Origin of the sequence: Acidovorax sp. Leaf78, assembly GCF_001422735.1 — a bacterium.
In the GTDB taxonomy this organism is placed as follows: Bacteria; Pseudomonadota; Gammaproteobacteria; order Burkholderiales; family Burkholderiaceae_C; genus Acidovorax.
On the sequence record NZ_LMLZ01000009.1, the window covers coordinates 32,158 to 56,597 of the forward strand.

The window sequence follows — 24,440 nt, forward strand, 5'->3', positions numbered from 1 at the left end:
CCACCAAGAAGGACATCCCATGCCAGGACAATGGACCACGCTGGACGCCGCCGACGGCAGCGGCCGCTTTCGCGCCTACCTCGCCACCCCTGCCAGCGGCAGCGGTCCCGGCCTGGTGATCGCGCAGGAGATTTTTGGCGTCAATGCCACCATGCGCGACGTGGCCGACTACTACGCAGAAGAAGGCTACGTGGTGCTGGTGCCGGACCTGTTCTGGCGGCAGGAGCCCGAGGTCGAGCTGGACGCCGCCGCCGACATGCCGCGCGCATTCGCGCTGTACCAGGGCTTCGATGAAGCCAAGGGCGTGGACGACCTGCAAACCGCCATCACCGCCCTGCGCGCGCGGCCCGAGGTCCAGAGCGCGGGCAGCGCGGGCAGCGCGGCCGGCCCGGGCAAGGTCGGTGTGCTGGGCTTTTGCCTGGGCGGCAAGCTCGCCTATCTGGCGGCCTGCCGCACCGACGCCGACGTGGCCGTGGGCTACTACGGCGTGGGCATCGAGGCCGCGCTGGCCGAGGCGCCCGGCATCCGTTGCCGCCTGGTGCTGCACATCGCCGAGCTCGACGGCTTCTGCCCGCCGCCTGCGCGGGACGCCATCGTGCAGGCCCTGTCGGGCCGCGAGAACGTGGAGCTGTACGTCTACCCCGGTACCGACCATGCCTTCGCCCGCGTGGGCGGCGACCATTTTCACAAGCCGTCGGCCCTCATGGCGCACCAGCGCAGCGTGGCCGCGCTGCGGCGCGAGATGGGCCCGCACTACGACCTGTCGGCGCTGTGGGACAAGCATTGCGAATACGAGTTCACCACCCGCGACGTGGACGCCACCATGGCGACCATGGTGGCCGAGCCGTATGTGAACCACATCCCCACCATGACGGGCGGAGTGGGTTACAAGCACCTGCACGACTTCTACACACGCCACTTCGTCAACAGCAACCCGCCGGACACGAGCCTGACCCCGATCTCCCGCACGGTCGGGGCCACGCAGGTGGTCGACGAAATGCTCTTTAGCTTCACCCACACCACCGAGATTCCGTGGATGCTGCCCGGCGTGGCGCCCACGGGCCGGCGTGTGGAGATACCGCTGCTGGCGGTGGTGAAGTTCCGCGGCGACAAGCTCTACCACGAGCACATCTACTGGGACCAGGCCAGCGTGCTGGTGCAGGTCGGCCTGCTCGACCCTGCCGGCCTGCCCGTGGCCGGCGTGGAGACGGCGCGCAAGCTGCTGGACGAGACCTTGCCTTCCAACAGGTTGATGGGCGAGGGCCGCTAGCCTGGGTGTGGCCCGGCGGCATGGCCTGAGATGCGGGGTGAGATGAGGGCTGAGGTGAGGGCTGAGGTGAGGGCTTTGCTCTCGCCGCAGGCCGCCTTCTTACGTCTCCTGAAACGCCTCTTCCCGCCGCTTCTTCACCGCCGGCAGTGCCACCACCGCCAGGAGGATCAGCGTGGCAATCAGCAGCCCTAGGGAGATGGGCCGCTCCACAAACGTGGCGAAGTCGCCGCGCGAGAGCAGCAGTGCCCGGCGCAGGTTCTCTTCCATCATCGGGCCCAGCACAAAGCCCAGCAGCAGCGGGGCAGGCTCCATGCCGAAACGGGCGAACAGATAGCCCGCCACGCCCAGCGCCGCCGTCACGAACACGTCGAAGGTGTTGTTGTTGATCGAGTACACCCCGATGCAGCAGAACACCAGGATGGCGGGGTAGAGCAGGCGGTAGGGCACCTTCAGCAGCTTCACCCACAGCCCGACCAGGGGCAGGTTCAAAACGATCAGCATCGCGTTGCCGATCCACATCGATGCGATCAGGCCCCAGAACAGTTCTGGGTTGCTGGTCATCACCTGCGGGCCGGGCTGGATGTTGTGGATGGTCATCGCGCCCACCATCAGGGCCATGACGACGTTCGATGGGATGCCCAGCGTCAGCAGCGGCACGAACGATGTCTGCGCGCCAGCGTTGTTGGCGGCCTCGGGGCCGGCCACGCCCTCGATGGCGCCGTGGCCGAACTCGTGGCTGCGGCTCGACAGCTTCTTTTCCAGCGTGTAGGAGGCAAAGGACGACAGCGTGGCACCACCGCCCGGCAGCATGCCCAGCACCGTGCCCAGCGCGGTGCCACGTGCGGCCGCCGGAATGAAGCGGCGAAAGTCGTCTTTGGTCGGGAACAGCTTCATCACCCCGCTGGTGAAGGTCTCACGGTGCTCGCGCTGCTCCACATTGGCGATGATTTCTGCAAAGCCGAAGATGCCCATCGCCAGCGCGACGAAGTTGATGCCGTCGGTGAGTTCGGGCACGCCGAAGGAATAGCGGGCCGTGCCGGAGTTGACGTCGGTGCCCACCAGCCCCAGCACCAGGCCCAGCAGGATCATGCCCACGGCTTTCAACAACGAACCCGAGGCCAGCACGACCGCGCCCACAAGCCCCAGGACCATCAGCGAGAAGTATTCCGCCGGCCCGAACTTGAACGCCAGCTCGGCCATGGGTACCGCGAAGGCGGCCAGCACCAGGGTCGCAAAACATCCGGCCAGGAACGAGCTGATGCCCGCCGTGGCCAGCGCCGCGCCGGCGCGGCCCTTGCGTGCCATCTGGTAGCCGTCGATGGCGGTCACCACGGACGATGATTCGCCCGGCAGGTTGACCAGGATGGCCGTGGTCGAGCCGCCGTACTGCGCGCCGTAGTAGATGCCGGCCAGCATGATCAGCGCGGACACGGGCTCCAGCGAATAGGTGATGGGCAGCAGCATCGCGATGGTGGTCGACGGGCCCAGGCCCGGCAGCACCCCGATGAGCGTGCCCAGCAGGCACCCCACGAGCGCGTAGATGACGTTCTGCAGGCTGAGTGCGGTTTCGAAGCCGAGGGCCAGGTTGGAGAGCAGTTCCATGGCGTGCTCCCTTCAACCCAGAAAGGCCGGCCACAGGCCGATCTGCAGGTTGATGCCTTTGATGAAGACACCCACGCTGAAGGCGCTCAGCAGCGCCGCGTTCAACAGCGCCGCCCGCCAGGTGAACTCATGGCTGGCCATGCTGGAGACGACCACCAGCACCACCAGCGACAGGACCAGGCCCGCGGGCTGCAGCAGCAGGCCGAAGAGCACGACGGCACCCAGGATCCAGGCGATGCTGCCGAACTCAGGGCGTTTGACCTTCTCTTGCGCAGCAGAGGGTTTCAACGAGCCCGCTGCGAGCGCCAGTCCGATCAGCACCAGCAGGACGCCGATCCACAACGGGAACCAGCCCGGGCCCATGCGCGCAGCGTCCCCCACGCGGTAGCTCAGCGCACCGATGCTGAACCCCAGGCCGGCGAGCACGTAGATGCACCCGGCGCCGAAGTCCTTCTGATTGCGGACCTGAATTCTTGACCCCATTTTTGTCTCCTTGCACTGTCGTTGATCAAAGGAGCGCGATTTATATCACTGCATGATCTATTTGCATCACAGCATGACATAGATTGGCGTGTGGTTATGGGCCGGGTACATTGGCGGGACGCTCGTTGATTTCATCGGCAGGAAATAACAACATGAAGAAGATCGACAAGGCGCAGCTGGAGCGCCTTTCGCAATTCCGGTACCAACTGCGGCGGTTCATGCGCTTTAGCGAGGACGCCGCCCAAGAGGCCGGATTGACCGTGCTGCAGTACCAGCTCATGCTCCATACGCAGGGCGTGGAGGGGCGCCACTGGGCCAGCATCAGCGAGCTGGCCGAGCGCCTGCAAGCCAAGCACCACGGCGTGGTGGCCTTGGTGTCGCGCTGCGAGGCGGCGGGGCTGGTGGTGCGCCGGCAGAACGCGGACGACGGCCGGGTGGTGGAGATCCACCTGACCGCCCAGGGCCAGAAGAGCCTTCAGCAGATCGCCCTGCGGCACGAGTCCGAATTGACGGCGCTGGCAGACATCATCGAGCAAGCCAGTGCCCGGTACCGGGGCGGGTTCGAAAAGTAGGCCCGCCGGCAGCCAGCGTGCTGTGGCGGACTTTGCGATCAGCGTGGTGCCGATCAGCAGCTGCAAGCGCAACGCGATGTCATCCTGCAGGGGCAGGCCATGAGGCCATGAGGCCTTGAGGACGAGTGCGGGCGTCGAGCGGTGGCCAGCGCCTGCGGGCGTCAGGTCAGATTCAGCCCACCGTCCGACAGCAACACCTCGCCCGTCAAGTAGTCGGACGCGACCAGCATGGCCACGGCGTGGGCGATGTCGTCGGGGCTGGCGGCCCGGTGCATGGGGGCGCGGGCCCGCCACAGCGCCTGCGCATCTTTCCAGTCCGCCGTCAGCGGTGTGTCGACCAGGCCCGGTGCGACGGCGTTGACGCGGATGTCCGGGCCGAGCGACACGGCCAGTAACCGCGTCAGGTGGTTGAGCGACGCCTTGCTCACCGCGTACGGAATGGACGCGCCCTTGGGCCGCACCCCCGCGTGCGAGCTGATGTTGACGACGCTGCCGGCACGGCCGCTCTTCGCTGCCTCGCGCAGGGCCGGCTCGGCCAGGGCGACGAGGTGAAAGGGCGCCACCACGTTGACCTCGTGCAATTCATGCCACACCGCCGACGTGGCTGCCGCCAGGTCGGCGTGCGGGATGACTTTGCTGATGCCGGCGTTGTTGACCAGCACGTCGAGCCGGCCCCACGCGGCCATGGCCTCGTGCATCAGGTGCACCCTGTCGGCCTCCAGGGCCAGATCGGCCTGCACGTAGACCGCGTGCTTCAACTCGGCGGCCATGGCGCGCCCGGTGTCAGCCGAACTGCGCGAATGCAGGACCACCGCGTACCCCTCGCGGCTCAGCCTGCGCGCGATGGCGGCGCCGATGCCCGAGGTCGACCCGGTCACCAGCGCCACACCCAGCATGTTGTCGGTTGTCGAAGGCGCATTCATCTGTCAAATCCTCGGTGTCGATCGGTTGGCAGGCCTGAGCTGTCCATGTTTTGAAGTGGGCGCGTTACTGTGCGCGGCGCGCTGGTTCCCGCGGCGGAACACGGGGCTCATATCGATGCGCGCCACAACGTCGATGCCCGCTTTGAGCCGGCGATGGATGGCGGCCCGGAGAGTTTAGTGCGGAGCGCCGTGCAGGCTGCATCACGGGCCGGTGCAGCCTCTGCGCCAAACGCGCTTGCCGTTGCCAGGCAGTTTTGCGCTCCCGCAATGTCATTGTCAGAGCCGCTGATCAGCACAGGCCAGCCCTTCACGCGGATCGGCTGCTGCCCATGGCTGGACTGTGGTGCCCGGCGTGAGCGCTGCACTGGAGCCTTGCGGTGACGTTTTGCGGCATGTTCGGCCCTGCCTTTCGGCGATTTTTGACATTTCCGGGCCCGTTACACGGGTACGGCATGCGATTGCCGCGAGCCCGCCACTATGATTCGGGCCCAAGTTGCGGGCGCGCTGCTCCAGCGAGACCTGTTCTGTGGCCTGTATCCGCACCCCATCGGCATCCGTAGCCTTCCCCCGCACGCTCCTTTTCCGTTCTCCTTTTCTTTTCGTCTGCAGGTTCCGAGCGTGTGTGAGCGCGTGCTGCAAGCGTTCTTCCATTGCGATATTTTCATGACCATGCGTCTTTTGCAGGACACCACCCTCGGTATCGACTTCGGTACCTCCAACTCCGCGATGGCCGTGCGCCAGGGCACGGGCCCGGCCCGGATGATTGCGCTGGAGGGCGAGGCGCGCGCGCTGCCCACGGCGCTGTTCTTCAACGGTGAGGACCACCGCACCCACTTCGGGCGTGACGCGGTGGCGCAGTACCTGGCGGGCACCGAGGGGCGGTTGATGCGCTCGCTCAAGAGCCTGCTGGGCAGCGCGCTGCTGCAGGACAAGACCGTGGTGCACGACAAGCTGGTGAGCTACCAGGATGTCATCAGCCTGTTTTTGCGCATGCTGGTGGGCAAGGCCTGCGACGACCTGGGCGGCATGCCCGCGCGCGTGGTGATGGGGCGGCCGGTGCATTTTGTGGACGACGATGCCGAGCGCGACCAGCAGGCCGAGGCCGCGCTGCGGCAGGCTGCGGTGGACGCTGGGTTTTCCGAGGTGTCGTTCCAGCTCGAGCCCATCGCCGCCGCGCTCGACTACGAGCAGCGCATAGCCCGCGAATCCATCGTGCTGGTGGTGGACATCGGCGGCGGGACGTCGGACTTCACCGTGGTGCGGCTGGGGCCAGACCGCTTTGCGCGGCCCGACCGCAGCGGCGATGTGCTGGCCACCACCGGCGTGCACGTGGGCGGCACGGATTTCGACCGCCGCCTCAGCCTGGATTTGCTCATGCCGCTGCTCGGGTTTCGGCACACCGGCCCGTCGGGGCGCGAGGTGCCCAGCCGGGTGTTTTTCGATTTGTCGACCTGGCACCTGATCCAGTGGCTGTACTCGCCCAAGGCGCTGCGCGACGCGCAGAGCCTGCGCACCGACTACGCGGACCCACGCCTGTACGAGCGCCTGATGTACGTGCTGCGCGAACGGCTGGGGCACCGCATGGCCGATACGGTGGAGCAGGCCAAGATCGCCGCGTCCCTGGCCGACGCCGAGGCGCCCATGCCGCTGGACTGGATTGAGCGCGGGTTGCAAGCCGCTGTCACGCCCCAGGGGCTGTCGCAGTTTCTGTCCCAGCCGCTGGCCCAGGTGGTGGCCTGCGCGCACGACTGCGTGCAGCAGGCGGGCCTGGGCCCGCAGGGCGTGGACGCCATCTACCTGACGGGCGGCTCGTCCGCGCTGCGGCCGCTGCGGCAGGCGCTCAGGGAGGCTTTCCCGGACACGCCGCAGGTCGAGGGTGACTTGTTTGGCGGGGTGGCGGCGGGCCTGGCCGTGTCGCGCTGAGAGGCTGAGTTGTTGATGGGCCGATGCGCTGAATCGAGTTGATCCAATCGATTCAGTGGGTTCAGTGGGTTCAGCTATCGGGCTGATCGGGCCGTTGCGAGGTGCGCGCGGCACGGGGTGCAGCCGCACCGTGGGCGGCGCACCTGCTAAATCCATTTGCTACTAAATTTATAGCTGCTAGCGCTTTTCTATCAAGCGGTAGGGGCCATTTTCATGCTGGATGCAGGCCGTATTCAGTCTGCCGGCTCTTCGCTGGCTGCATCACCCGCTGCATCGCCGCGCTTCCACGCCAGCGCCGTGTCGTACAGCACGTTGCGCGATGCGCCCGTAATCTCGGCCGCCAGCCGCACGGCGGTCTTGAGGGGCAGCTCCTGCACCAGCAGGCGCAGCACGCGCAGGCTCTCGCCGTCGTCGGCCGCCACGGGCACCGGGTGCAGCAGCACCACGAACTCGCCGCGCGAGCGCTGCGGCCCGCCGTCCAGCCAGGCCGCCAGGGCGTGCGCGGGCTGGGTCGTCACTTCCTCGAACTGCTTGGTCAGCTCGCGCGCCAGGGTCACCGGGCGGTCGCCCAGCACGGCCAGGGCGGTGGCCAGTTCGCCGATGCGGTGCGGGGCCTCCAGCAGCACCACGCACCGGGGCTCGCCGGCCAGCTGCTTGTGGATGACGGCGGCCCGCTCGGCGTTCTTGACCGGAAGAAACCCCGCAAACACAAAGCCGCCGTGCTCGGTGCTGTGGGCCACGGCGCCCGCCACGCTCAGCGCCGTGGTCACGCTGCTCGCGCCCGGCAGGGGCACGGCCCGCAGGCCGGCGGCCTGCACAGCAGCCACCAGGCGCGCGCCCGGGTCGCTCACGCCCGGGGTGCCGGCGTCGCTCACGTAGGCCACGCGCTGGCCTTGCTGCAGCCGCTGCACCACGGCCTGCGCGGCCTCGGCCTCGTTGTGCTGGTGCACGGCCAGCAGTTGCCCGGAGTTCTTGTCGATGCCGTAGGCGCGCAGCAGCGACTGCGTGTGGCGCGTGTCCTCGCAGGCCACGGCATCCACCAGCTGCAGCACGTGCAGCGCGCGCAGCGTGATGTCGGCCAGGTTGCCGATGGGCGTGGCCACCACGTACAGCGCGCCCTGCGGATAATGCTGCGCAGCCGCTGCCTCATGCGCGGCGCTCTGGGCTGAAGCGAAAGAAGCGCTCAATGAATTTCCTTGGAAGAAAGAAGTCTGCTGCGGCCACGCCTGCGGCGCCCGGCCGGGCTGTGGGTACCACAGCCACGGCGACCGCCAGCACCACCACGCGCGAGCGCGGCAATGCGGCAGAAGACCGGGCCCTGGCGTACCTGCAGGCGCAGGGCCTGCAGCTCGTGGTGCGCAATTATCGGACGCCCGGCCGCGGCGGGGGCGAGATCGACCTCATCCTGCGCGATCGGGATGGCACGCTGGTGTTCGTCGAGGTGCGCAGCCGTGCCAGCGCGTCCTTCGGCGGGGCGGGCGCGAGCATCAGCGCCGCCAAGCAGCAGCGCATCGTTTTTGCGGCGCGCCACTACCTGCTGCGCCTGCCGTCGCCGCCGCCATGCCGGTTCGACGTGGTGCTGGTGGAGGGCACGGTCCAGTGGCTCAAGGCGGCATTCGATGCGCAGTAGTCCGGGCTGACAGCGTGGCTATGCCACAGCCCGCCAGCGCAAGGCAGACGGCAACGGTTTGCTACAAAAGCTGTAACACCCGGCGGGTATCATCGGGGCCTCATGCTTGAGCAACGCATCCAACAGCATTTCATCGACAGCGCCGACCTGAAGTACCAGGCCGCGCAGGCCCTGAGCCACCCCATCGCTGCCGCCGTGCAGGCCATCCTGGCCTGCGTGACCAGCGGCGGCAAGGTCCTGGCCTGCGGCAACGGTCCCTCGGCCGCAGAGGCCCGGCAGTTCGCCGCCTTCTGCGTCACCGGCTTCGAGCGCGAACGCCCGGAGCTGGCCGCGCTGGCCCTCTCGTCCGACAGCACCCTGCTCACCTCGGCCGCCGTCGGCGCGGGGGCGGTGCACGACGCCACCCAGCAGTTTGCCCGACAGGTGCGCGCGCTCGGCCAGGCGGGCGATGTGCTGCTGTTGCTGTCGGCCACCGGCAACGATGCCAACCTGATCGCCGCCACCGAAGCCGCGCACGAGCGCGATATGACCGTGGTGGCCCTGACTGGTCGCACGGGCGGCAAGCTGTCTGCGCTGCTGCGCGAGACCGATGTGTTGATCAGCGTGCCCCACGACCGCGCCGCGCGCGTGCGCGAAGTCCATGCCCTTGTGCTGCACTGCCTGTGCGACGGCGTGGACGCCCAGTTACTTGGTGAACAGGAGATTCCGCTATGACGCAAACGACGACGACCATGAACCCGACCCTTCGCCGTGCATCCCGTGCGGTGTGCACCGTGCTCGCCGCAGCCGCCCTGGCTGGTGGCCTCGCAGCCTGCGCGCCGCTGATCGTCGGCGGTGCCATGGTGGGTGGCGTGATGGCCATCGACCGCCGCACGGCCGGCACGCAGATCGAGGACGAAGGCATCGAACTGCGCGCTGCCGCCCGCATCCGCGAAACGTTGGGCGACCGCGCGCACGTCAACGTAACCAGCTACAACCGCCAGGCCCTGCTGACCGGCGAGGTCGCCACGGCCCAGGACCGGCAAACCGTGGAGCAGATCGTCTCGCAGGTGGAGAACACCCGCTCGGTGGTCAACGACCTGGCCGTCATGCCCACCACCACGCTGAGCCAGCGCTCCAACGACACCTTCATCACCGGCAAGGTCCGCGCCAGCCTGGTGGACGCGAAAGACATCTCGGCCAACTCCTTCAAGGTGGTGACCGAGCGCGGCATCGTCTACCTGATGGGCCGCGTGTCGCAGCGCGAAGCCACCCGCGCCTCCGACATCGCCCGCGGCGTGAGCGGCGTGACCAAGGTCGTGCGCGTGTTCGAGATCGTCTCGGAAGAAGAACTGCGCCGCATCGCCCCGCAGCCCGCTCCAGTCACCACGGACAACACCCGGCCTGCAGGCGGCTGAATATCATCCAGCAGGCCCGGTTGCCTGCATGACCGCTGAATAAAAAAGAAATCCCGGCGCGCAACACGCGGCCGGGATTCTTTTTTTTGGCGACGACCCTGCGCGCCGTGCTGCGAAACTGGCGCTGCACAAGCCAGCGCACCCGTGGAACCGGCTCTGCCGGGCCACCGGGTGCGTCCCCCCTCGGGGGCTGAGGCCCGCGGCTCCAAGCCTGCCTGCGCAGGCTTGGACAGGCCGAAGAGGCCGCGCCTCTGGCGCGTGCCACCGAGGCGCCGCAGGCGACTCAGGGGGGCTTCACTTCAGCCGCTTGACCAGGCTCGACGTATCCCAGCGGTTGCCGCCCATCTTCTGCACGTCGGCATAGAACTGGTCCACCAGCGCCGTCACCGGCACGCGCGAGCCGTTGCGCTTGGCCTCGTCCAGCACCAGGCCCAGGTCCTTGCGCATCCAGTCCACCGCAAAGCCGAAGTCGAACTTGTCGTCCACCATGGTCTTGCCGCGGTTGTCCATTTGCCAGCTTTGCGCTGCACCCTTGCCGATCACGTCCAGCACCTGCTTCATGTCCAGGCCCGCGTTCTGTCCGAATGCCACGGCCTCGGACAGGCCCTGCACCAGCCCGGCAATGCAGATCTGGTTGACCATCTTCGCCAGCTGGCCCGCGCCGCTGTCGCCCAGCAGCGTGAAGGCGCGTGCAAACGCCGCGGCCACGGGCTGCGCGGTGTTGAACGCATCGGCATCGCCGCCGCACATCACCGTGAGCTGCCCGTTCTGCGCACCGGCCTGGCCGCCCGACACGGGCGCATCGACAAACTGCAGGCCCTGGGCTTTGGCGGCGGCATACAGCTCGCGCGCCACTTCGGCGGACGCGGTGGTGTGGTCCACAAAGACCGCACCCGGCTTCATGCCCGCAAACGCACCGTCGGCACCCAGCGTGACCGAGCGCAGGTCATCGTCATTGCCCACGCAGCAAAACACGATGTCGGCCCCGGCCGCCGCCTCGCGCGGCGTGGGTGCATGTTGTGGGGCCGTAGAGCTCGCGTACTCTGCGCACCAAGCTATCGATTTGGTAGCGGTGCGGTTGTACACCGTGACCTCATGCCCCGCCAGCGCGAGGTGGCCGGCCATCGGATAGCCCATGACCCCCAGGCCCAGGAAGGCGACCTTGCGGGAAGGAGTAGCGTCGTAGTTGCGGGGGTTGGTACTTGGCATGTGAATACAGAAATGGGTGGATCAAAAAAACGAAAAGCCCGCGATGGGCGTGCACTTGCCAGTGCCACCGTGGAGCGGGCTCTGCCCGGCCACCGGTGGCGTCCCCCTGAGGGGCTGAGGCCTGCGGCTACAAGCCTGCCTGCGCAGGCTTGGACAGGCCGAAGAGGCCGCGCCTCTGGCGCGTGCCACCGAGGCGCCGCAGGCGACTCAGGGCGCTTCAAACAATAGCGAAATGCTCGGTGCCCTGCGCCAAGTCCGGCGACTTGGCACGCTGGCTGTTGAGCTTGATCTGCAGGCGCAGGTCGTTCAGCGAATCGGCGTTGCGCAGCGCGTCCTCGTAGGTGATCATGTTGGCCTCGTACAGGTCGAACAGCGCCTGGTCGAAGGTCTGCATGCCCAGGTTGCGGCTCTTCTTCATGATCTCCTTGATCTCGTGGACATCGCCCTTGAAGATCAGATCCGAGATCAGCGGCGTGTTCAGCATGATCTCCACGGCGGCGGCGCGGCCCTTGCCGTCCTGCTTGGGGATCAGGCGCTGCGACACCATGGCGCGCAGGTTGAGCGACAGGTCCATCAGCAGCTGCGGGCGGCGCTCTTCGGGGAAGAAGTTGATGATCCGGTCCAGCGCCTGGTTGGCACTGTTGGCGTGCAGCGTGGCCAGGCACAAGTGGCCGGTTTCGGCAAACGCCACGGCGTGCTCCATGGTTTCGCGGTCGCGGATTTCGCCCATCAAAATCACGTCGGGCGCCTGGCGCAGCGTGTTCTTCAGGGCCGCTTCCCAACTGTCGGTATCCAGGCCCACTTCGCGTTGCGTGACCACGCAGTTCTTGTGCGGGTGCACGAATTCCACCGGGTCTTCCACCGTGATGATGTGGCCGAACGAGTTTTCGTTGCGCCAGTCCACCATGGCGGCCAGCGTGGTCGACTTGCCCGAGCCCGTGGCACCCACCAGGATGCACAGGCCGCGCTTGGTCATCGTCACGTCCTTGAGCACCTGCGGCACGCCCAGTCCGTCGATGGTGGGCAGCGTGAGCGGAATCGTCCGCATCACCATGCCGACCTTGCCCTGCTGGACAAAGGCATTCACCCGGAACCGGCCCACGCCCGCGGGCGAGATGGCGAAGTTGCATTCCTTGGTGCGCTCGAAATCCGCCACCTGCTTGTCGCTCATGACCGAGCGGGCCAGCGTCATCGTGTGAGCGGGCGTCAGGGGCTGCGGCGAGACCTTGGTCACCTTGCCGTCCACCTTCATGGCCGGTGGGAATTCTGCTGTGATGAACAAGTCGCTGCCGTTGCGGCTGACCATCAACTTGAGCAGGTCATTGATGAATTTACTGGCCTGATCGCGTTCCATCAGATGTTCTCCCTGGCGTGTCCGCCGGCACGGCGGCTACGGTTGATGATGTTGAATCGTCGGCGCATCATTGGTATCACTTCTGGTTGTCGCTCAGGCGGGCACTGACCACGCGCAGGCGCAGCGACAGCTTGCGGGCCAGCAGGGCGATCAGGCTGGCGGCCAGTTGCGGGTCCTTGGTCATCATGTCGTCCATGGCTTCGGCCGACAGCACTGCGATCTCGCAGTCGGTCAGCGTGGTGCAGGCCGAAAAGCGGATACCGCTGTCCAAGAGCGACATTTCACCCAGGATGTCGCCGGGCCGCGTCTCGGCCAGGCGCAGTTGTTCGCCCCAGGGCTGCACGCGGTCGACCGCGATGGTGCCGGTGAGCAGCACCACCATGAAGTTGCCGTATTCGTCCTGGCGGATCACGTCGCGGTTGGACGGGATGGCGGCGAACTCGAAGAAGCGCTCCATGCGCTCCACGGCGTCTTTGTCCAGGTGCGCCATGTACTTGTCCTTGGCCCACAGCCCCTGCAGCAGCTTGCCGCCGCGGCTGGTGGGCAGGCGCTTGGCGCCCACTTCCACAGCGCGGGCCTCCCAGGGCACCAGCATCGAGTCGTCCACGCCCTGGCCGGCAAACGCGGTGGAGAACAGCACGGAATCCGTGTGGTCGTCCGCGGGCTTGCCATTGCGGGTTTTCATTTTCAGAAGGCCAAGAATGCCTTTCATAGTGAGCTCCGTAGTGCGACGCTGTGCGCCGCCGTGTCGTCTGTCAATGTGGTGAAGTCTGGATCGCAGAGCGTTCGGAGTCGGCGCGGCCCAAGCCAGCGCCCCCGTGCAAGGGCCGCCCCGCCGCACTGGGGGCGTCCCCATCCCGCATTGCGCAGCAATGCGAGAGAGGGGGAAGGCGCGAAGCGACTCAGGGGGTGTCGCATTTCAGCCTGGGAAGTTATCCGGGATCTTGGCCTTGGCGCGGGCTTCGGCCGGGCTGATGATGTTGCGGCGGACCAGGTCGGTCAGGTTCTGGTCCAGCGTCTGCATGCCCACGCTGTTGCTGGTCTGGATGGTGGAGTACATCTGCGCCACCTTGGCTTCGCGGATCAGGTTGCGGATGGCGCTGGTGCCCAGCATGATCTCGTGCGCCGCCACGCGGCCCGAGCCGTCCTTGGTCTTGCACAGCGTCTGCGAGATCACGGCCTGCAGCGACTCGGAGAGCATCGCGCGGACCATTTCCTTTTCTTCGGCCGGGAACACGTCGATGATCCGGTCAATGGTCTTGGCGGCGCTCGAGGTATGCAGCGTGCCGAACACCAGGTGGCCCGTTTCCGCGGCCGTCATGGCCAGGCGGATGGTTTCCAGGTCGCGCATTTCGCCCACCAGGATGGCGTCCGGGTCTTCGCGCAGCGCGGACTTCAGCGCGGCGGCGAACGACAGCGTCATCGGGCCGACTTCACGCTGGTTGATCAGGCACTTCTTGGATTCGTGCACAAACTCGATCGGGTCCTCCACCGTCAGGATGTGGCCGTACTCGGTTTCGTTCAGGTAGTTGACCATGGCGGCCAGCGTGGTCGACTTGCCCGAGCCCGTGGGGCCGGTCACCAGCACCAGGCCGCGCGGCTTCAAGGCCAGGTCGCCGAAGATCTTGGGCGCGTTGAGCTGCTCAAGGGTCAGGATCTTGGAAGGAATGGTCCGGAACACCGCAGCCGCGCCGCGGTTCTGGTTGAAGGCGTTGACACGAAAGCGGGCCAGGCCTTCGATCTCGAATGAGAAGTCGACCTCGAGGAATTCTTCATACGTCTTGCGCTGCGAGTCGCTCATGATGTCGTACACCATGGCATGCACCGTCTTGTGGTCGAGCGCATCGACATTGATGCGGCGGACATCGCCGTGGACCCGGATCATGGGCGGCAGGCCTGCTGAAAGGTGCAGGTCGGAGGCCTTGTTCTTGACGCTGAAAGCGAGCAGTTGGGTAATGTCCACGGAATCCCTCTAATCGTTTGATACGCTGTCAAACATTATGACCACGATTGCTAACAACCTCCAACAGGTTCTGGGCAGGATGGCGCAGGCGTGCACAGCCGCCGCGCGCGACCCGGCCGGCGTGTCCTTGCTGGCGGTTTCCAAGACCTTTGGCGCCGATGCCGTGGCCGAGGCTGTGGCCGCCGGGCAGCGCGACTTCGGCGAGAACTACATCCAGGAAGGCGTGGACAAGATCATCGCCCTGCGCGCTGCGGAGCCCGCCGTGGCGCTGCAGTGGCACTGCATCGGGCCCATCCAGAGCAACAAGACGCGCCTGGTGGCCGAGCACTTCGACTGGGTTCACACGGTGGACCGCATCAAGATCGCCGAGCGCCTGTCGGCCCAGCGGCCGGAGCACCTGGCACCGTTACAAATATGCGTGCAGGTCAACATCGACGGCGGGGCCACCAAGTCCGGCGTGGCGCCCGCTGACACGCTGGAATTGGTGCGTGCTGTAGCGAAACTGCCACGGCTGGTGGTGCGCGGGATCATGAGCATCCCGGACCATGCTCCTGAATTCGAAGCGCAGCGCGCCCTTCATGCGGGCGCCAAGGCGCTTTTTGACCAGATAGCGGCGCTGCAGGAACCCAGACTCGAACACTTCGACACCCTGTCCCTGGGCATGACGGCCGACCTGGAAGCCGCCATCCACGCCGGCAGCACGATGGTGCGCGTGGGCACCGGCATCTTCGGCGGAAGAAACTAGAGGGCAACCCCCTGTGGCGCTGCGCGCCTTCCCCCTTCTCTCGAATTGCTGCGCAATTCGGGAAGAGGGACACCGCCAGCGCGGCGGGGCGGCCCTTGCGCGGCGGTCACTGGCTTGAAGCATGTCGGTATTGAACAGCGGGGGAAAAGGCGCACGTAGGGGGGGGCGCTCCTGCCTTACCTGCCGGCGAACCGCCCCACGCAGTCCAGCGCCGCGGTCACATCCGCCTCGTTCACGTCCAAGTGCGCCACCCAGCGCAGGCGCGTGGCGACGCCGTACAGGCTGCTCGTCACCCGCACGCCGTGCTCTGCCAGCCAGGCCGTGAAGGCCGGGGCGACATCTGCATGCAAGTCGGTGAAAAGAATGTTGGTCTGCCAGGGGTGGACGGTGATCTTGCCCTGCAGCACCGGATGGCTCTGGTTGAGATCGTTCAGCCCCTGCGCCAGCCGCGCCAGGTTCGCGTGGTCGTCGGCCAGGCGGCGCACGTGGTGCTCCAGCGCGTAGTGGCCCGCGGCGGCCAGCACGCCGGCCTGGCGCATGCCGCCGCCCAGGATCTTGCGGGTGCGGCGCGCCTGGCGGATGAAGTCGCGCGAGCCCAGCACCAGCGAACCCACGGGGGCGCCCAGGCCCTTGCTCAGGCACAGCGATGCCGAATCGAAATGGCTGCACAGCGAACGCGCCTCGTCGTACACATCGGTGCCGTGGCGCGCTGCATTGGCCGTGGCGGCGTTGAACAGGCGCGCGCCGTCCAGGTGCATGGCGAGGCCCCGGCTGCGCGCCAGCTTGGCCACCTCGGCAATGTAGGCGGGCGGCAGCACCTGGCCGCCGGTCGTGTTCTCCAGCACCACGAGGCGGGTGCGCGCGAAGTGCGGATCGTCCGGCTTGATGGCGGCGGCGATGTCGGCAATGCGCAAGGTGCCATCAGGCTGCGTCTCCACCGGCTGCGGCTGGATGGAGCCGAGCACCGCCATGCCGCCGGCCTCCCAGCGGTAGGTGTGCCAGCTCTGGCCCACGATGGCCTCATCGCCGCGCTGGCAGTGGCCCCACAGCGCGATCAGGTTGGTCTGCGTGCCCGAAGGCGCGAACAGTGCGGCCTCGAAGCCCAGCAACTGCGCCGCATGCTCCTGCAATGCGTTCACCGAAGGGTCGTCGGCAAACACATCGTCGCCCAGCGGGGCTTTGAACATAGCCTCGCGCATGGCGGGCGTGGGCTGGGTGACGGTGTCGCTGCGAAAGTCGGGCATGGGCGTCCTGTGGGCAAACAAATGCAAAAGGCGCATCGTAGCGGCGCCTGCTGGTGGGTTGGTTTTCAGGGGTTTTTGGGGCGGTGTGCGGGGTCGTTGTGGCAGTGTCGTGGTGATGCCGTGGTGGTGCCGGGGCTGTCGCTTGCATGCCACCTGCGCCCGCCGCTGCCCGCCAGAATGCACGGCAACTTCACCCCTCCTCTGGGTACCTCTGCATGACCGACCGCCCCCTGTTCGCCAAAGTCCTGGTTGCCAACCGCGGCGAGATCGCACTGCGCACCGTGCGCGCCCTGCATGACTTGGGGCTGCCCAGCGTGGCCGTGTTTGCCGACGACGACGCCGCCAGCCCCCATGTGCACGCGGCCAGCGCTGCAGTCGCGCTGGGCGCCACCGGCCCCGCGGCGTATCTGGACGGTGCGCGCCTGATCGCCATTGCCAAGGCGCAGGGCTGCGATGCCGTGCACCCCGGCTACGGCTTCTTGAGCGAGCGCGCCGACTTCGCCCGCGCGTGCGCCGACGCCGGGCTGCGCTTCATCGGCCCCACGCCCGCGCAGCTGGCGCTGTTCGGCGACAAGGCGCAGGCCCGTGCGCTGGCGCAGCAGCAGGGCGTGCCGCTCATGCCCGGCACGCAGGCGGCGGTGGCGCTGGGCGAGGCGCAAGCCTTCTTCTCGCAGCACGCCTGCGCAGGCATCGTCATCAAGGCCATCGGCGGCGGCGGCGGGCGCGGCATGCGCGCGGTAGTGTCGGCCGACGACCTGCCCGCCGCCTACGCGCGCTGCCGCAGCGAGGCACAGGCCGCCTTCGGGGTGGACGGCGTGTACGTGGAGCGGCTGATGGGCAACGCCCGCCATATCGAGGTGCAGGTGCTGGGCGACGGGCGCGAGGTGATCGCGCTGGGCGAGCGCGAGTGCACGCTGCAGCGGCGCTTTCAGAAGGTGGTGGAGATCGCGCCCAGCCCTTCTCTGCCCGCAGCGCTGCGTGAGCGCATCACCACCGCTGCCTTGTCGATGGCGCGGGCCGTGGCCTACGAAGGCCTGGGCACCTTCGAGTTCCTGGTGGACCTGGCGTCCAGCGAACTGCCTTTCGTGTTCATCGAATGCAACCCGCGCCTGCAGGTGGAGCACACCATCACCGAAGAAGTCACCGGCGTGGACCTGGTGCAGGCCCAGATCGCGCTGGCCGCGGGCCGAACGCTGAAGGACATTGGCCTGAACCCCGCCGCGCCGCCGCCCGTCCAGGGTTTTGCGGTGCAGTGGCGCATCAACGCCGAGACGCTGGATGCCCAGGGCGGCGCCACGCCCGGCAGCGGCACGTTGAAGCGCTTCGACCTGCCCACGGGCCCCGGCGTGCGCGTGGACACCCACGGCGCAGCGGGCGCCGCGCCGTCACCGCACTACGACACGCTGCTGGCCAAGCTCATCGTGCACACGCGCAGCCCGCACTTTGCCGATGCGCTGCGCCGCTCGCAGCGCGCGCTGGCCGAGTGCCGCATCGAGGGCGTGGCCACCAACCTGGCGCTGCTGCAGGCCCTGGCCGCGCGGCCCGAGATGGAGAGCCAGCAGGTGCACACGCGCTGGCTCGAATCGGTGCTGCCTGCATTGCTGGATGCTACTAAAAACATAGCTGTTAGCGCTCGTCCAACAAGCGGTAGCGGCCTGAAAGACACTCAAAACACTGCGTCCGCTCTCGCCCCCACGCTCGCACCGCCAGGCGCGGTGCTGGCTCCCATGCCTGCACGCTTGGTGCAGCTCAGCGTGGCCCAGGGCGACGTGGTCGCCGCAGGTGCCGAGCTGGCCGTGCTCGAGGCCATGAAGATGGAGCACGTGCTGCTGGCCCCGCATGCAGGCCGCGTGGGTGCGCTGCTGGCCGTGGCGGGCGGCTACCTGGCGCAGGGGCAGCCGCTGCTGGTGCTGGAGGCCGTCGCAGATGCGGCGGCTGTGCAAGCGCCGGGCAGCGCCGCGCTCGACCCCGACCACATCCGCGCCGACCTGCAGCGCGTGATCGACCGCCATGCCTTCACGCTCGACGCCGCGCGCCCCGAGGCGATGGACAAGCGCCACGCCCAAGGCGGCCGCTCCGCGCGCGAGAACATCGCCGACCTGTGCGACGACGGCAGCTTCATCGAATACGGGGCGCTGGCCATCGCCGCGCAGACGCGCCGCCGCAGCCTTGAGGATCTGATCGCCAACACGCCGGCCGACGGCATGGTCACCGGCATCGGCGGCATCAACGGCGCACTCTTCGGGCCCGAGAAATCCCGCGCCGTCGTCATGTCGTACGACGCCACCGTGCTGGCCGGCACCCAGGGTGCGCGCAACCACGCCAAGACCGACCGCATGCTGGGCATCGCCCTCGCGCAGAAGCTCCCGGTGGTGCTGTGGGCCGAAGGCGGCGGTGGCCGCCCGGGCGATACCGACATGCCCATCGTGGCAGGCCTGCACGTGCACACGTTCGCCAGCTACGCCGCACTGTCGGGCCAGGTGCCGGTGATCGGCATCGCGGCGGGGCGCTGTTTTGCGGGCAATGCGGCGCTGCTGGGCTGCAGCGACGTGATCATCGCCACGCGCGGCAGCAACATCGGCATGGGCGGCCCGGCCATGATCGAAGGCGGCGGCCTGGGCGTCTTCAAGCCCGAGCAGATCGGCCCGAGCCGCGTGCAGCATGCCAATGGCGTGATCGACGTCCTGGTGGAGGACGAAGCCGGGGCGGTGCAGGCTGCGCGCCACTACCTGTCGTTCTTCCAGGGCCGCACGCCGCAATGGTCCGCACCCGACCAGCGCCTGCTGCGCGCCGTGGTGCCCGAGAACCGCCTTCGCGTGTACGACACCCGCACGGCGATGGCGGGCCTGGTGGACGAGGGCAGCCTGCTGCCGCTGCGCACCGGCTTTGGCGCCGGCATCCACACCGCGCTGGCGCGCATCGAAGGCCGCCCCGTGGGCATCCTGGCCAACAACCCGCTGCACCTGGGCGGCGCCATTGATGCCGACGCGGCCGACAAGGGCGCGCGCTTCATGCAGCTGTGCAATGCGCATGGCCTGCCCATCGTCAGCCTGGTCGACACGCCCGGCTTCATGGTCGGCCCCGAGGTCGAAGCCACGGCCCAGGTGCGCCACGTGAGCCGCCTGTTCGTCACCGCCGCCAGCCTGCGCGTGCCCACCTTCAGCGTGGTGCTGCGCAAGGGCTACGGCCTGGGCGCCATGGGGATGACGGCGGGGGGCTTTCATGCGCCCGTGTTCACGGTGGCCTGGCCCACGGGCGAGTTCGGCGCCATGGGCCTCGAAGGCGCGGTGCGCCTGGGCTTTCGCAAGGAGCTGGAGGCCCTGCCCGAAGGCGCCGAGCGCGACGCGCTGTTCGCCAAGCTGCTGGCCAAGTCGTACGCCAACGGCGAGGCGCTGCACATGGCGGCCACGCTGGAGATCGATGCGGTGATCGACCCGGCCGACACCCGGGCGTGGCTGGCGCGCGGGCTGGCGTCGGCGCAGGTGGGGCCGCTGGGGCACCGGTTCGTCGATACCTGGTGAGCCGGCGTTGGCGTTGGCGTTGGTCTAGCGCTGCATCAGCGCCAGCTTCCCTCCCAGTCCCACGAAGGCCGCGGCAAAGCCGCGCCGCAGCCACACCAGCACGCTAGGGCGCTCCAGGACCTGTTTGCGAAACCGTGCCGCAAAGACGCCGTAGGCCAGGAACACCACGAACGTCATCGCCATGAACACCAGCGACAACTGCGCCATGCGTGCCGCGGGCTGCGCTTCGCCCGGCGCGATGAACTGCGGCAGGAACGTGAGGAAGAACAGCGACAGCTTGGGATTGAGGAGGTTGACCAGCATGGCCTCTGCGATGCGTGCGCCGGTGGAGCGTGCGGGCGCGTCGGTGCGCACCTGCAGTGCAGCGGGCGAGCGCCAGGTGGCCCAGCCCATGTACAGCAGGTATGCCACGCCCACGTAGCGCAGAACGTCGAAGGCGGTGGCGCTGGCATGGAGCAGCGCGGCCAGCCCGGTGACGGCCGCCAACAGGTGCGGCACGATGCCCAGCGTGCAGCCCAGGGCCGTGACAGCGGCCGCCCGTGCGCCGCCCGAGAGCCCGGCTGCCACGGTCAACAGTGCGCCCGGCCCCGGCGAGACGACGACGATGAGTGAGGTGATGAGGAATTCGATGCCCATGGCGCTGGAGCCGCGTCGTAGCGGCATGAGGTGGAGATGGCCGCAGCATCGACCCACCACCGGCCTGCCGTCTTGAACAAAATTGCAGGCGGGCTCTCGCCCCGCCATCAGCCGTGGGCGCGCAAATAGGCGTGCGGTGTGGCGCCGAAGCTGCGCGCGAACAGGCGTGTCAGGTGGCTCTGGTCGGCAAAGCCGCTGGCGGCGGCGACTTCGGCCAGCGGCATCCGCGCCGCCATCAGTCGCCGCGCGTGGTGCAGCCTGCGCTGCACCAGGTAGGCATGCGGGGTCAGGCCCGTCGCCTGCGCGAACTGGCGCACCAGCTGGTATCGGCTCAAGCCGGCTTCGTGGGCCAGCTGCGCCAGGCTCCAGGCGGTCGTGGGGTCGTCGTCCATCATGGCGCGGGCGGTTGCAATGCGCGCAGCGGCATGCCGGCCGGGGCCCGGCAAGCGCAGCAGGCACGCCAGGATCTGCAACAGGCATTCCTCCACCCGCAGCGGTGCGGCCGCGTGGGCCGGGTGCGCAGTGGCCGCGGTGAACAGCGCGTGGACCTGCGCCGCGAGCCGTGCGTCGCGCAGGTTGGGCGCATGGAACTCGAAGCTGGCGCCGGGCAGGCCCGGGCGCACCTCGGCCGCCAGGTCCGCCACCAAGGCCGGTTCCAGGTACAGCATGCGCCATGCGCGACCGCCGTCGTCCAGCGGCTTGCCATCGTGGACCTCGCCGGGATTGACCGTGATGGTGTCGCCCGGAAGCGACTCCACCGTGCCCCGGCCGCTGAAGGATTTCTGCGCGCCCCGGTCGATCACGCCCAGGCCGAACTGCAGGTGCATGTGCCTGCCGAACGCGAACTGCGAATCGGCCCGCATCGCATCGATGCCGGGCACGGCGGTCGGCAGGAACTGGAAGGGTTTGGACGGCATGGCGCACGGGCTCCGGGTGGCGCGGGGCCATGATAAGCTGGCCCGATCACCTTGTTTCATGCCCCCAGTTTCACACGTGGAGACTCCCCATGCCCGGCCTTTTGCCCGATATCGATCCCGATGGTTTGCTTGAGTTTTCGGTGGTCTACACCGACCGCGCGCTCAACCACATGTCCAAGCGCTTCACCGGCGTGGTGCAGGACATTCTGGGCACGCTGAAAGAGGTCTACCACGCCCACACGGCCGTGCTGGTGCCCGGCAGCGGCACCTTCGGCATGGAGGCCGTGGCCCGCCAGTTCGCCAACCGCGAGAAAGTGCTCATCGTGCGCAACGGCTGGTTCAGCTACCGCTGGACGCAGATCTTCGACGCCGACCAGGGCCTGGGCGGCGGCTCGGTGGTGTGCAAGGCACGCCCGCAGGGCAGCGGCCCGCAGGCCCCCTGGGCGCCATGCCCGGCCGAAGAAGTCGCAGCCACCATCCGCGCCGAAAAACCCAAGGTGGTGTTCGCCCCCCATGTGGAGACGGCCAGCGGCATCATCCTGTCCGACGACTACCTCCGCACCGTGACGGCTGCGGCCCACGATGTGGGTGCACTGTTCGTGCTGGACTGCGTGGCGTCCGGCGCCATGTGGGTGGACATGCAGGCCACGGGTGTGGACGTGCTCATCAGCGCGCCGCAAAAGGGCTGGAGCGGCTCGCCCTGCTGCGCCATGGTGATGCTGGGTGAACGCGCGCGCCAGGCCATCGACGGCACCACGAGCAGCAGCTTTTCGTGCGACCTCAAGAAGTGGATGCAGATCGCCGAAGGCTATGAAAAGGGCCAGCACGCGTACCACACCACCATGCCCACCGACGCCCTGGTGCGCCTGTCCGAAGTGATGGCCGAGACGCGCGCTTATGGCTTCGCCAAGGTGCGCGACGAGCAGATCGAGCTGGGCGCCAAGGTGCGCGCGCTGCTCGAATCGCGCGGCTTCCCCAGCGTGGCGGCCGATGGCTTCAAGGCGCCCGGCGTGGTCGTGAGCTACACCACCGACCCCGGCATCCAGAACGGCAAGAAGTTCATGGAAGTGGGCCTGCAGACCGCTGCCGGCGTGCCGCTGCAGTGCGACGAGGGGCCAGACTTCAAGACCTTCCGCGTCGGCCTGTTTGGCCTTGAGAAGTGGCACAACGTGGACCGCACCGTGGGCCACTTGTCGAAGGCGCTGGACCAGATTGCAGCCGCGCCCTGACCTGCGTTGTGGCGTGGCGCAGGGCGTCGTTGTGCCCGCGCGCGCCTTGTTGGCATGAACAGCAGTCCGACAACACCTCCTCCCTCCGACGCCATCGAAGACCCGGTGCGCGCCCTGCGGCGCGCTAAGCGGCAGGCGCTGGGCTTGCTGCTGCTGGTCACCGCGGTGTTCGTCGCCACCAGCGTGGTCGAGCGCGGCCTGTGGCTCAGTTGCGTGAAGGCCATGGCCGAGGCCGCGATGGTGGGTGCGCTGGCGGACTGGTTTGCGGTGGTGGCGCTGTTCCGGCGCCCGCTGGGTTTGCCCATTCCGCACACCGCGGTCATTGCGCGCAACCAGGCGCGCATCGGCCGCAACCTGGCCACGTTTGTGCGCGACAAATTTCTGGATGTGCCCTCGCTGGTCGCGCTGATCCGCCGGCACGATCCTGCCGAGCGGCTGGCGCAGTGGCTCACGGCGCCGGGCAACGCCGCGCTGCTGGGCCAGCAGGCCACGCGCTTGTTGTCGGCTGCGCTCGACACCGTGCAGGACGCGCAGGTGGAGCGCTTCATCCAGAAAGCTGCGCGCTCGCTCATCGGCCAGATCGACCTGTCGGGCGCACTGGCCACGGTGCTCGACACGCTGACGCACAACGGCCGCCACCAGGCGCTGCTGGACGATGTGCTGGGCAAGCTCACCGAGTTGCTGCAGAACGAGCAGACGCGCACCTGGGTGGCGCAGACCATCGTGGCCTGGCTCAAGAAGGAGCACCCGCGTACCGAGAAGCTGCTGCCCAGCGACTGGCTGGGCGACAAGGGGTCGTCGCTGCTGGCCCGCGCGCTCGAAAGCCTGATGGCCGAGGTGGCTGCCAACCCCCAGCATGTGCTGCGCGCACAGTTCGACACGGCGGTGGCGCGTTTTGTGGAGCGTCTGCGCACCGACCCGGAGTGGGCCCGCAAGGGCGAAGAGATTCGGGCGTATCTGCAGAACGATGGTGCGGTGGGGGCCTATGTGCAGACGCTGTGGCAGGACGTGCGGGGGGCGCTGCGGCGTGACTTGGCGGACGAGCAGTCGGCCGTGGCGCGGCAGGTGCGGGCGTTGGGTCAGTGGCTGGGGGAGTCGCTGGCGGGGGATGCGGCGCTGCGGCAGTCACTCAATGCGCGGTTGGAGCAGTGGGTGCAGGGGCTTGCGCCGGATGTGTCGCAGTTTGTGGCGCAGCATATTGAGGACACGGTGCGGCGTTGGGACACTGAGGAGATGACGCAGTTGATCGAGCTGAATATTGGCAAGGACTTGCAGTACATCCGGATCAACGGGACTGTGGTGGGGGGGCTGATTGGGCTGGTTTTGTTTGCGGTGTCGCATGCGGGGGAGATTTGGCGGGCGGTGGTGGGCGGGTAGTTCGGCGAGGGAGAGCAGCAACACCCCCACAACCGTTCGGGCTGAGCTTGTCGAAGCCTGGTCGCTTCATCATCCATCCGTTCGCGCTGAGCCTGCCGAAGCTTGTACTTGTCGACACCCCCAAAACCGTTCGGGTTGAGCTTGTCGAAACCGGGGCGTTGCATCACTGGCCGTTCGGGTTGAGCGTGTCGACGCCTGTGCTCGTCGACACCCCCAGGCCGTTCGGGTTGAGCTTGTCGAAACCTGGGCGCTGCTCGCGGGCTCGCTGATGGGGGCGCATGCCTTTGTTGAGGGCGGGAGCCGGGGTGCGCGCCCGGCGGCGCGGTAACTTTCTCTTGCGTCGCCAAGAGGGTGTAGAAGAAATAAATTATGATCCCATCGTGCCGATTCCACAGGAGCAATACGATGGCAAAGACTGGCCGGCCCCCAGTGATATCTCCTGGGG

21 protein-coding genes are annotated in these 24,440 nt (G+C 67.8%); 10 read left to right on the plus strand and 11 right to left on the minus strand.

Annotated elements, in window-relative coordinates; translation table 11 throughout:
• Window positions 1-19 precede the first annotated feature (19 nt).
• Window positions 20-1,270 (plus strand): dienelactone hydrolase family protein, encoded by a 1,251-nt coding sequence (locus ASF16_RS07850; RefSeq protein WP_056165046.1) that lies wholly within the window; start codon window positions 20-22, stop codon window positions 1,268-1,270.
• Window positions 1,271-1,369: 99 nt separating this feature from the next.
• Here ASF16_RS07850 and ASF16_RS07855 read toward each other — a convergent pair whose 3' ends face one another.
• Both ASF16_RS07855 and ASF16_RS07860 read right to left on the minus strand, forming a co-directional pair.
• Window positions 1,370-2,872 carry a tripartite tricarboxylate transporter permease gene (locus tag ASF16_RS07855; RefSeq protein ID WP_056165048.1) on the minus strand — a complete coding sequence of 501 codons (1,503 nt, stop codon included), beginning with the start codon at window positions 2,870-2,872 and terminating at the stop codon, window positions 1,370-1,372.
• Window positions 2,873-2,884: 12 nt separating this feature from the next.
• Window positions 2,885-3,343, minus strand: a complete 459-nt coding sequence (locus ASF16_RS07860) for a tripartite tricarboxylate transporter TctB family protein (RefSeq protein ID WP_056165077.1) — start codon at window positions 3,341-3,343, stop codon at window positions 2,885-2,887.
• A gap of 164 nt (window positions 3,344-3,507) precedes the next feature.
• Here ASF16_RS07860 and ASF16_RS07865 point away from each other — a divergent pair, with 164 nt between their 5' ends.
• Entirely contained in the window at window positions 3,508-3,927 is a 420-nt protein-coding gene (locus ASF16_RS07865; RefSeq protein WP_056165050.1) for a MarR family winged helix-turn-helix transcriptional regulator, read from the plus strand.
• A gap of 161 nt (window positions 3,928-4,088) precedes the next feature.
• Here ASF16_RS07865 and ASF16_RS07870 read toward each other — a convergent pair whose 3' ends face one another.
• Entirely contained in the window at window positions 4,089-4,850 is a 762-nt protein-coding gene (locus ASF16_RS07870; RefSeq protein WP_056165052.1) for an SDR family NAD(P)-dependent oxidoreductase, read from the minus strand.
• Between the two features lie 669 nt (window positions 4,851-5,519).
• On the opposite strand from ASF16_RS07870, the gene ASF16_RS07875 reads away from it, so the two are divergent.
• Entirely contained in the window at window positions 5,520-6,773 is a 1,254-nt protein-coding gene (locus tag ASF16_RS07875) for an Hsp70 family protein (RefSeq protein ID WP_082516803.1), read from the plus strand.
• Between the two features lie 233 nt (window positions 6,774-7,006).
• Here ASF16_RS07875 and rsmI read toward each other — a convergent pair whose 3' ends face one another.
• A complete protein-coding gene (gene rsmI / locus ASF16_RS07880) occupies window positions 7,007-7,960 on the minus strand; it encodes a 16S rRNA (cytidine(1402)-2'-O)-methyltransferase (RefSeq protein ID WP_056165053.1) in 954 nt (317 codons plus the stop codon).
• Here rsmI and ASF16_RS07885 point away from each other — a divergent pair.
• The 3 genes from ASF16_RS07885 to ASF16_RS07895 all read left to right on the plus strand — a co-directional run bounded on the left by ASF16_RS07885 (window position 7,960) and on the right by ASF16_RS07895 (window position 9,800).
• On the plus strand, window positions 7,960-8,403 hold the full coding sequence (locus ASF16_RS07885; RefSeq protein ID WP_056165055.1) for a YraN family protein: 444 nt from the start codon (window positions 7,960-7,962) through the stop codon (window positions 8,401-8,403). The two genes, rsmI and ASF16_RS07885, sit on opposite strands and share 1 nt — an antisense overlap.
• 102 nt (window positions 8,404-8,505) lie before the next feature.
• The gene (locus tag ASF16_RS07890; protein WP_056165057.1) at window positions 8,506-9,117 is read left to right on the plus strand and encodes an SIS domain-containing protein; all 612 of its coding nucleotides are present in this window, start codon (window positions 8,506-8,508) and stop codon (window positions 9,115-9,117) included.
• A gap of 17 nt (window positions 9,118-9,134) precedes the next feature.
• Window positions 9,135-9,800 carry a BON domain-containing protein gene (locus ASF16_RS07895; protein ID WP_056165058.1) on the plus strand — a complete coding sequence of 222 codons (666 nt, stop codon included), beginning with the start codon at window positions 9,135-9,137 and terminating at the stop codon, window positions 9,798-9,800.
• A gap of 294 nt (window positions 9,801-10,094) precedes the next feature.
• Here ASF16_RS07895 and ASF16_RS07900 read toward each other — a convergent pair whose 3' ends face one another.
• From ASF16_RS07900 to ASF16_RS07915, 4 genes are all read right to left on the minus strand, one after another.
• Window positions 10,095-11,009, minus strand: a complete 915-nt coding sequence (locus tag ASF16_RS07900; RefSeq protein WP_056165060.1) for an NAD(P)-dependent oxidoreductase — start codon at window positions 11,007-11,009, stop codon at window positions 10,095-10,097.
• 217 nt (window positions 11,010-11,226) lie between these two features.
• Window positions 11,227-12,363: a PilT/PilU family type 4a pilus ATPase gene (locus tag ASF16_RS07905; protein WP_056165062.1), complete on the minus strand. Its 1,137-nt coding sequence runs from the start codon at window positions 12,361-12,363 to the stop codon at window positions 11,227-11,229.
• Between the two features lie 76 nt (window positions 12,364-12,439).
• The gene (locus ASF16_RS07910; RefSeq protein WP_056165064.1) at window positions 12,440-13,075 is read right to left on the minus strand and encodes a Crp/Fnr family transcriptional regulator; all 636 of its coding nucleotides are present in this window, start codon (window positions 13,073-13,075) and stop codon (window positions 12,440-12,442) included.
• Between the two features lie 207 nt (window positions 13,076-13,282).
• Window positions 13,283-14,326, minus strand: coding sequence for a type IV pilus twitching motility protein PilT (locus tag ASF16_RS07915; protein ID WP_056165066.1), 1,044 nt, complete (start codon window positions 14,324-14,326; stop codon window positions 13,283-13,285).
• A gap of 37 nt (window positions 14,327-14,363) precedes the next feature.
• Between ASF16_RS07915 and ASF16_RS07920 the strand changes: the two genes are divergently transcribed.
• Window positions 14,364-15,071, plus strand: coding sequence for a YggS family pyridoxal phosphate-dependent enzyme (locus tag ASF16_RS07920; RefSeq protein ID WP_056165067.1), 708 nt, complete (start codon window positions 14,364-14,366; stop codon window positions 15,069-15,071).
• A gap of 176 nt (window positions 15,072-15,247) precedes the next feature.
• Here ASF16_RS07920 and ltaE read toward each other — a convergent pair whose 3' ends face one another.
• Window positions 15,248-16,315: a low-specificity L-threonine aldolase gene (ltaE, locus tag ASF16_RS07925; protein ID WP_056165069.1), complete on the minus strand. Its 1,068-nt coding sequence runs from the start codon at window positions 16,313-16,315 to the stop codon at window positions 15,248-15,250.
• Window positions 16,316-16,545: 230 nt separating this feature from the next.
• On the opposite strand from ltaE, the gene ASF16_RS07930 reads away from it, so the two are divergent.
• Window positions 16,546-19,836: a carboxyl transferase domain-containing protein gene (locus ASF16_RS07930; RefSeq protein ID WP_056165080.1), complete on the plus strand. Its 3,291-nt coding sequence runs from the start codon at window positions 16,546-16,548 to the stop codon at window positions 19,834-19,836.
• Window positions 19,837-19,860: 24 nt separating this feature from the next.
• Here the strand turns inward: ASF16_RS07930 and ASF16_RS07935 are convergent, their stop codons facing one another.
• Complete coding sequence (locus ASF16_RS07935) at window positions 19,861-20,499, minus strand: LysE family translocator (protein ID WP_235507295.1); 639 nt, start codon at window positions 20,497-20,499, stop codon at window positions 19,861-19,863.
• Between the two features lie 80 nt (window positions 20,500-20,579).
• Entirely contained in the window at window positions 20,580-21,389 is an 810-nt protein-coding gene (locus ASF16_RS07940; RefSeq protein ID WP_056165072.1) for an AraC family transcriptional regulator, read from the minus strand.
• 89 nt (window positions 21,390-21,478) lie between these two features.
• Between ASF16_RS07940 and ASF16_RS07945 the strand changes: the two genes are divergently transcribed.
• Both ASF16_RS07945 and ASF16_RS07950 read left to right on the plus strand, forming a co-directional pair.
• Window positions 21,479-22,618, plus strand: a complete 1,140-nt coding sequence (locus tag ASF16_RS07945; protein WP_056165074.1) for an aminotransferase class V-fold PLP-dependent enzyme — start codon at window positions 21,479-21,481, stop codon at window positions 22,616-22,618.
• A 54-nt stretch (window positions 22,619-22,672) separates the two neighbouring features.
• Complete coding sequence (locus ASF16_RS07950) at window positions 22,673-23,995, plus strand: DUF445 domain-containing protein (RefSeq protein ID WP_056165076.1); 1,323 nt, start codon at window positions 22,673-22,675, stop codon at window positions 23,993-23,995.
• The last annotated feature ends 445 nt before the right edge of the window (window positions 23,996-24,440 follow it).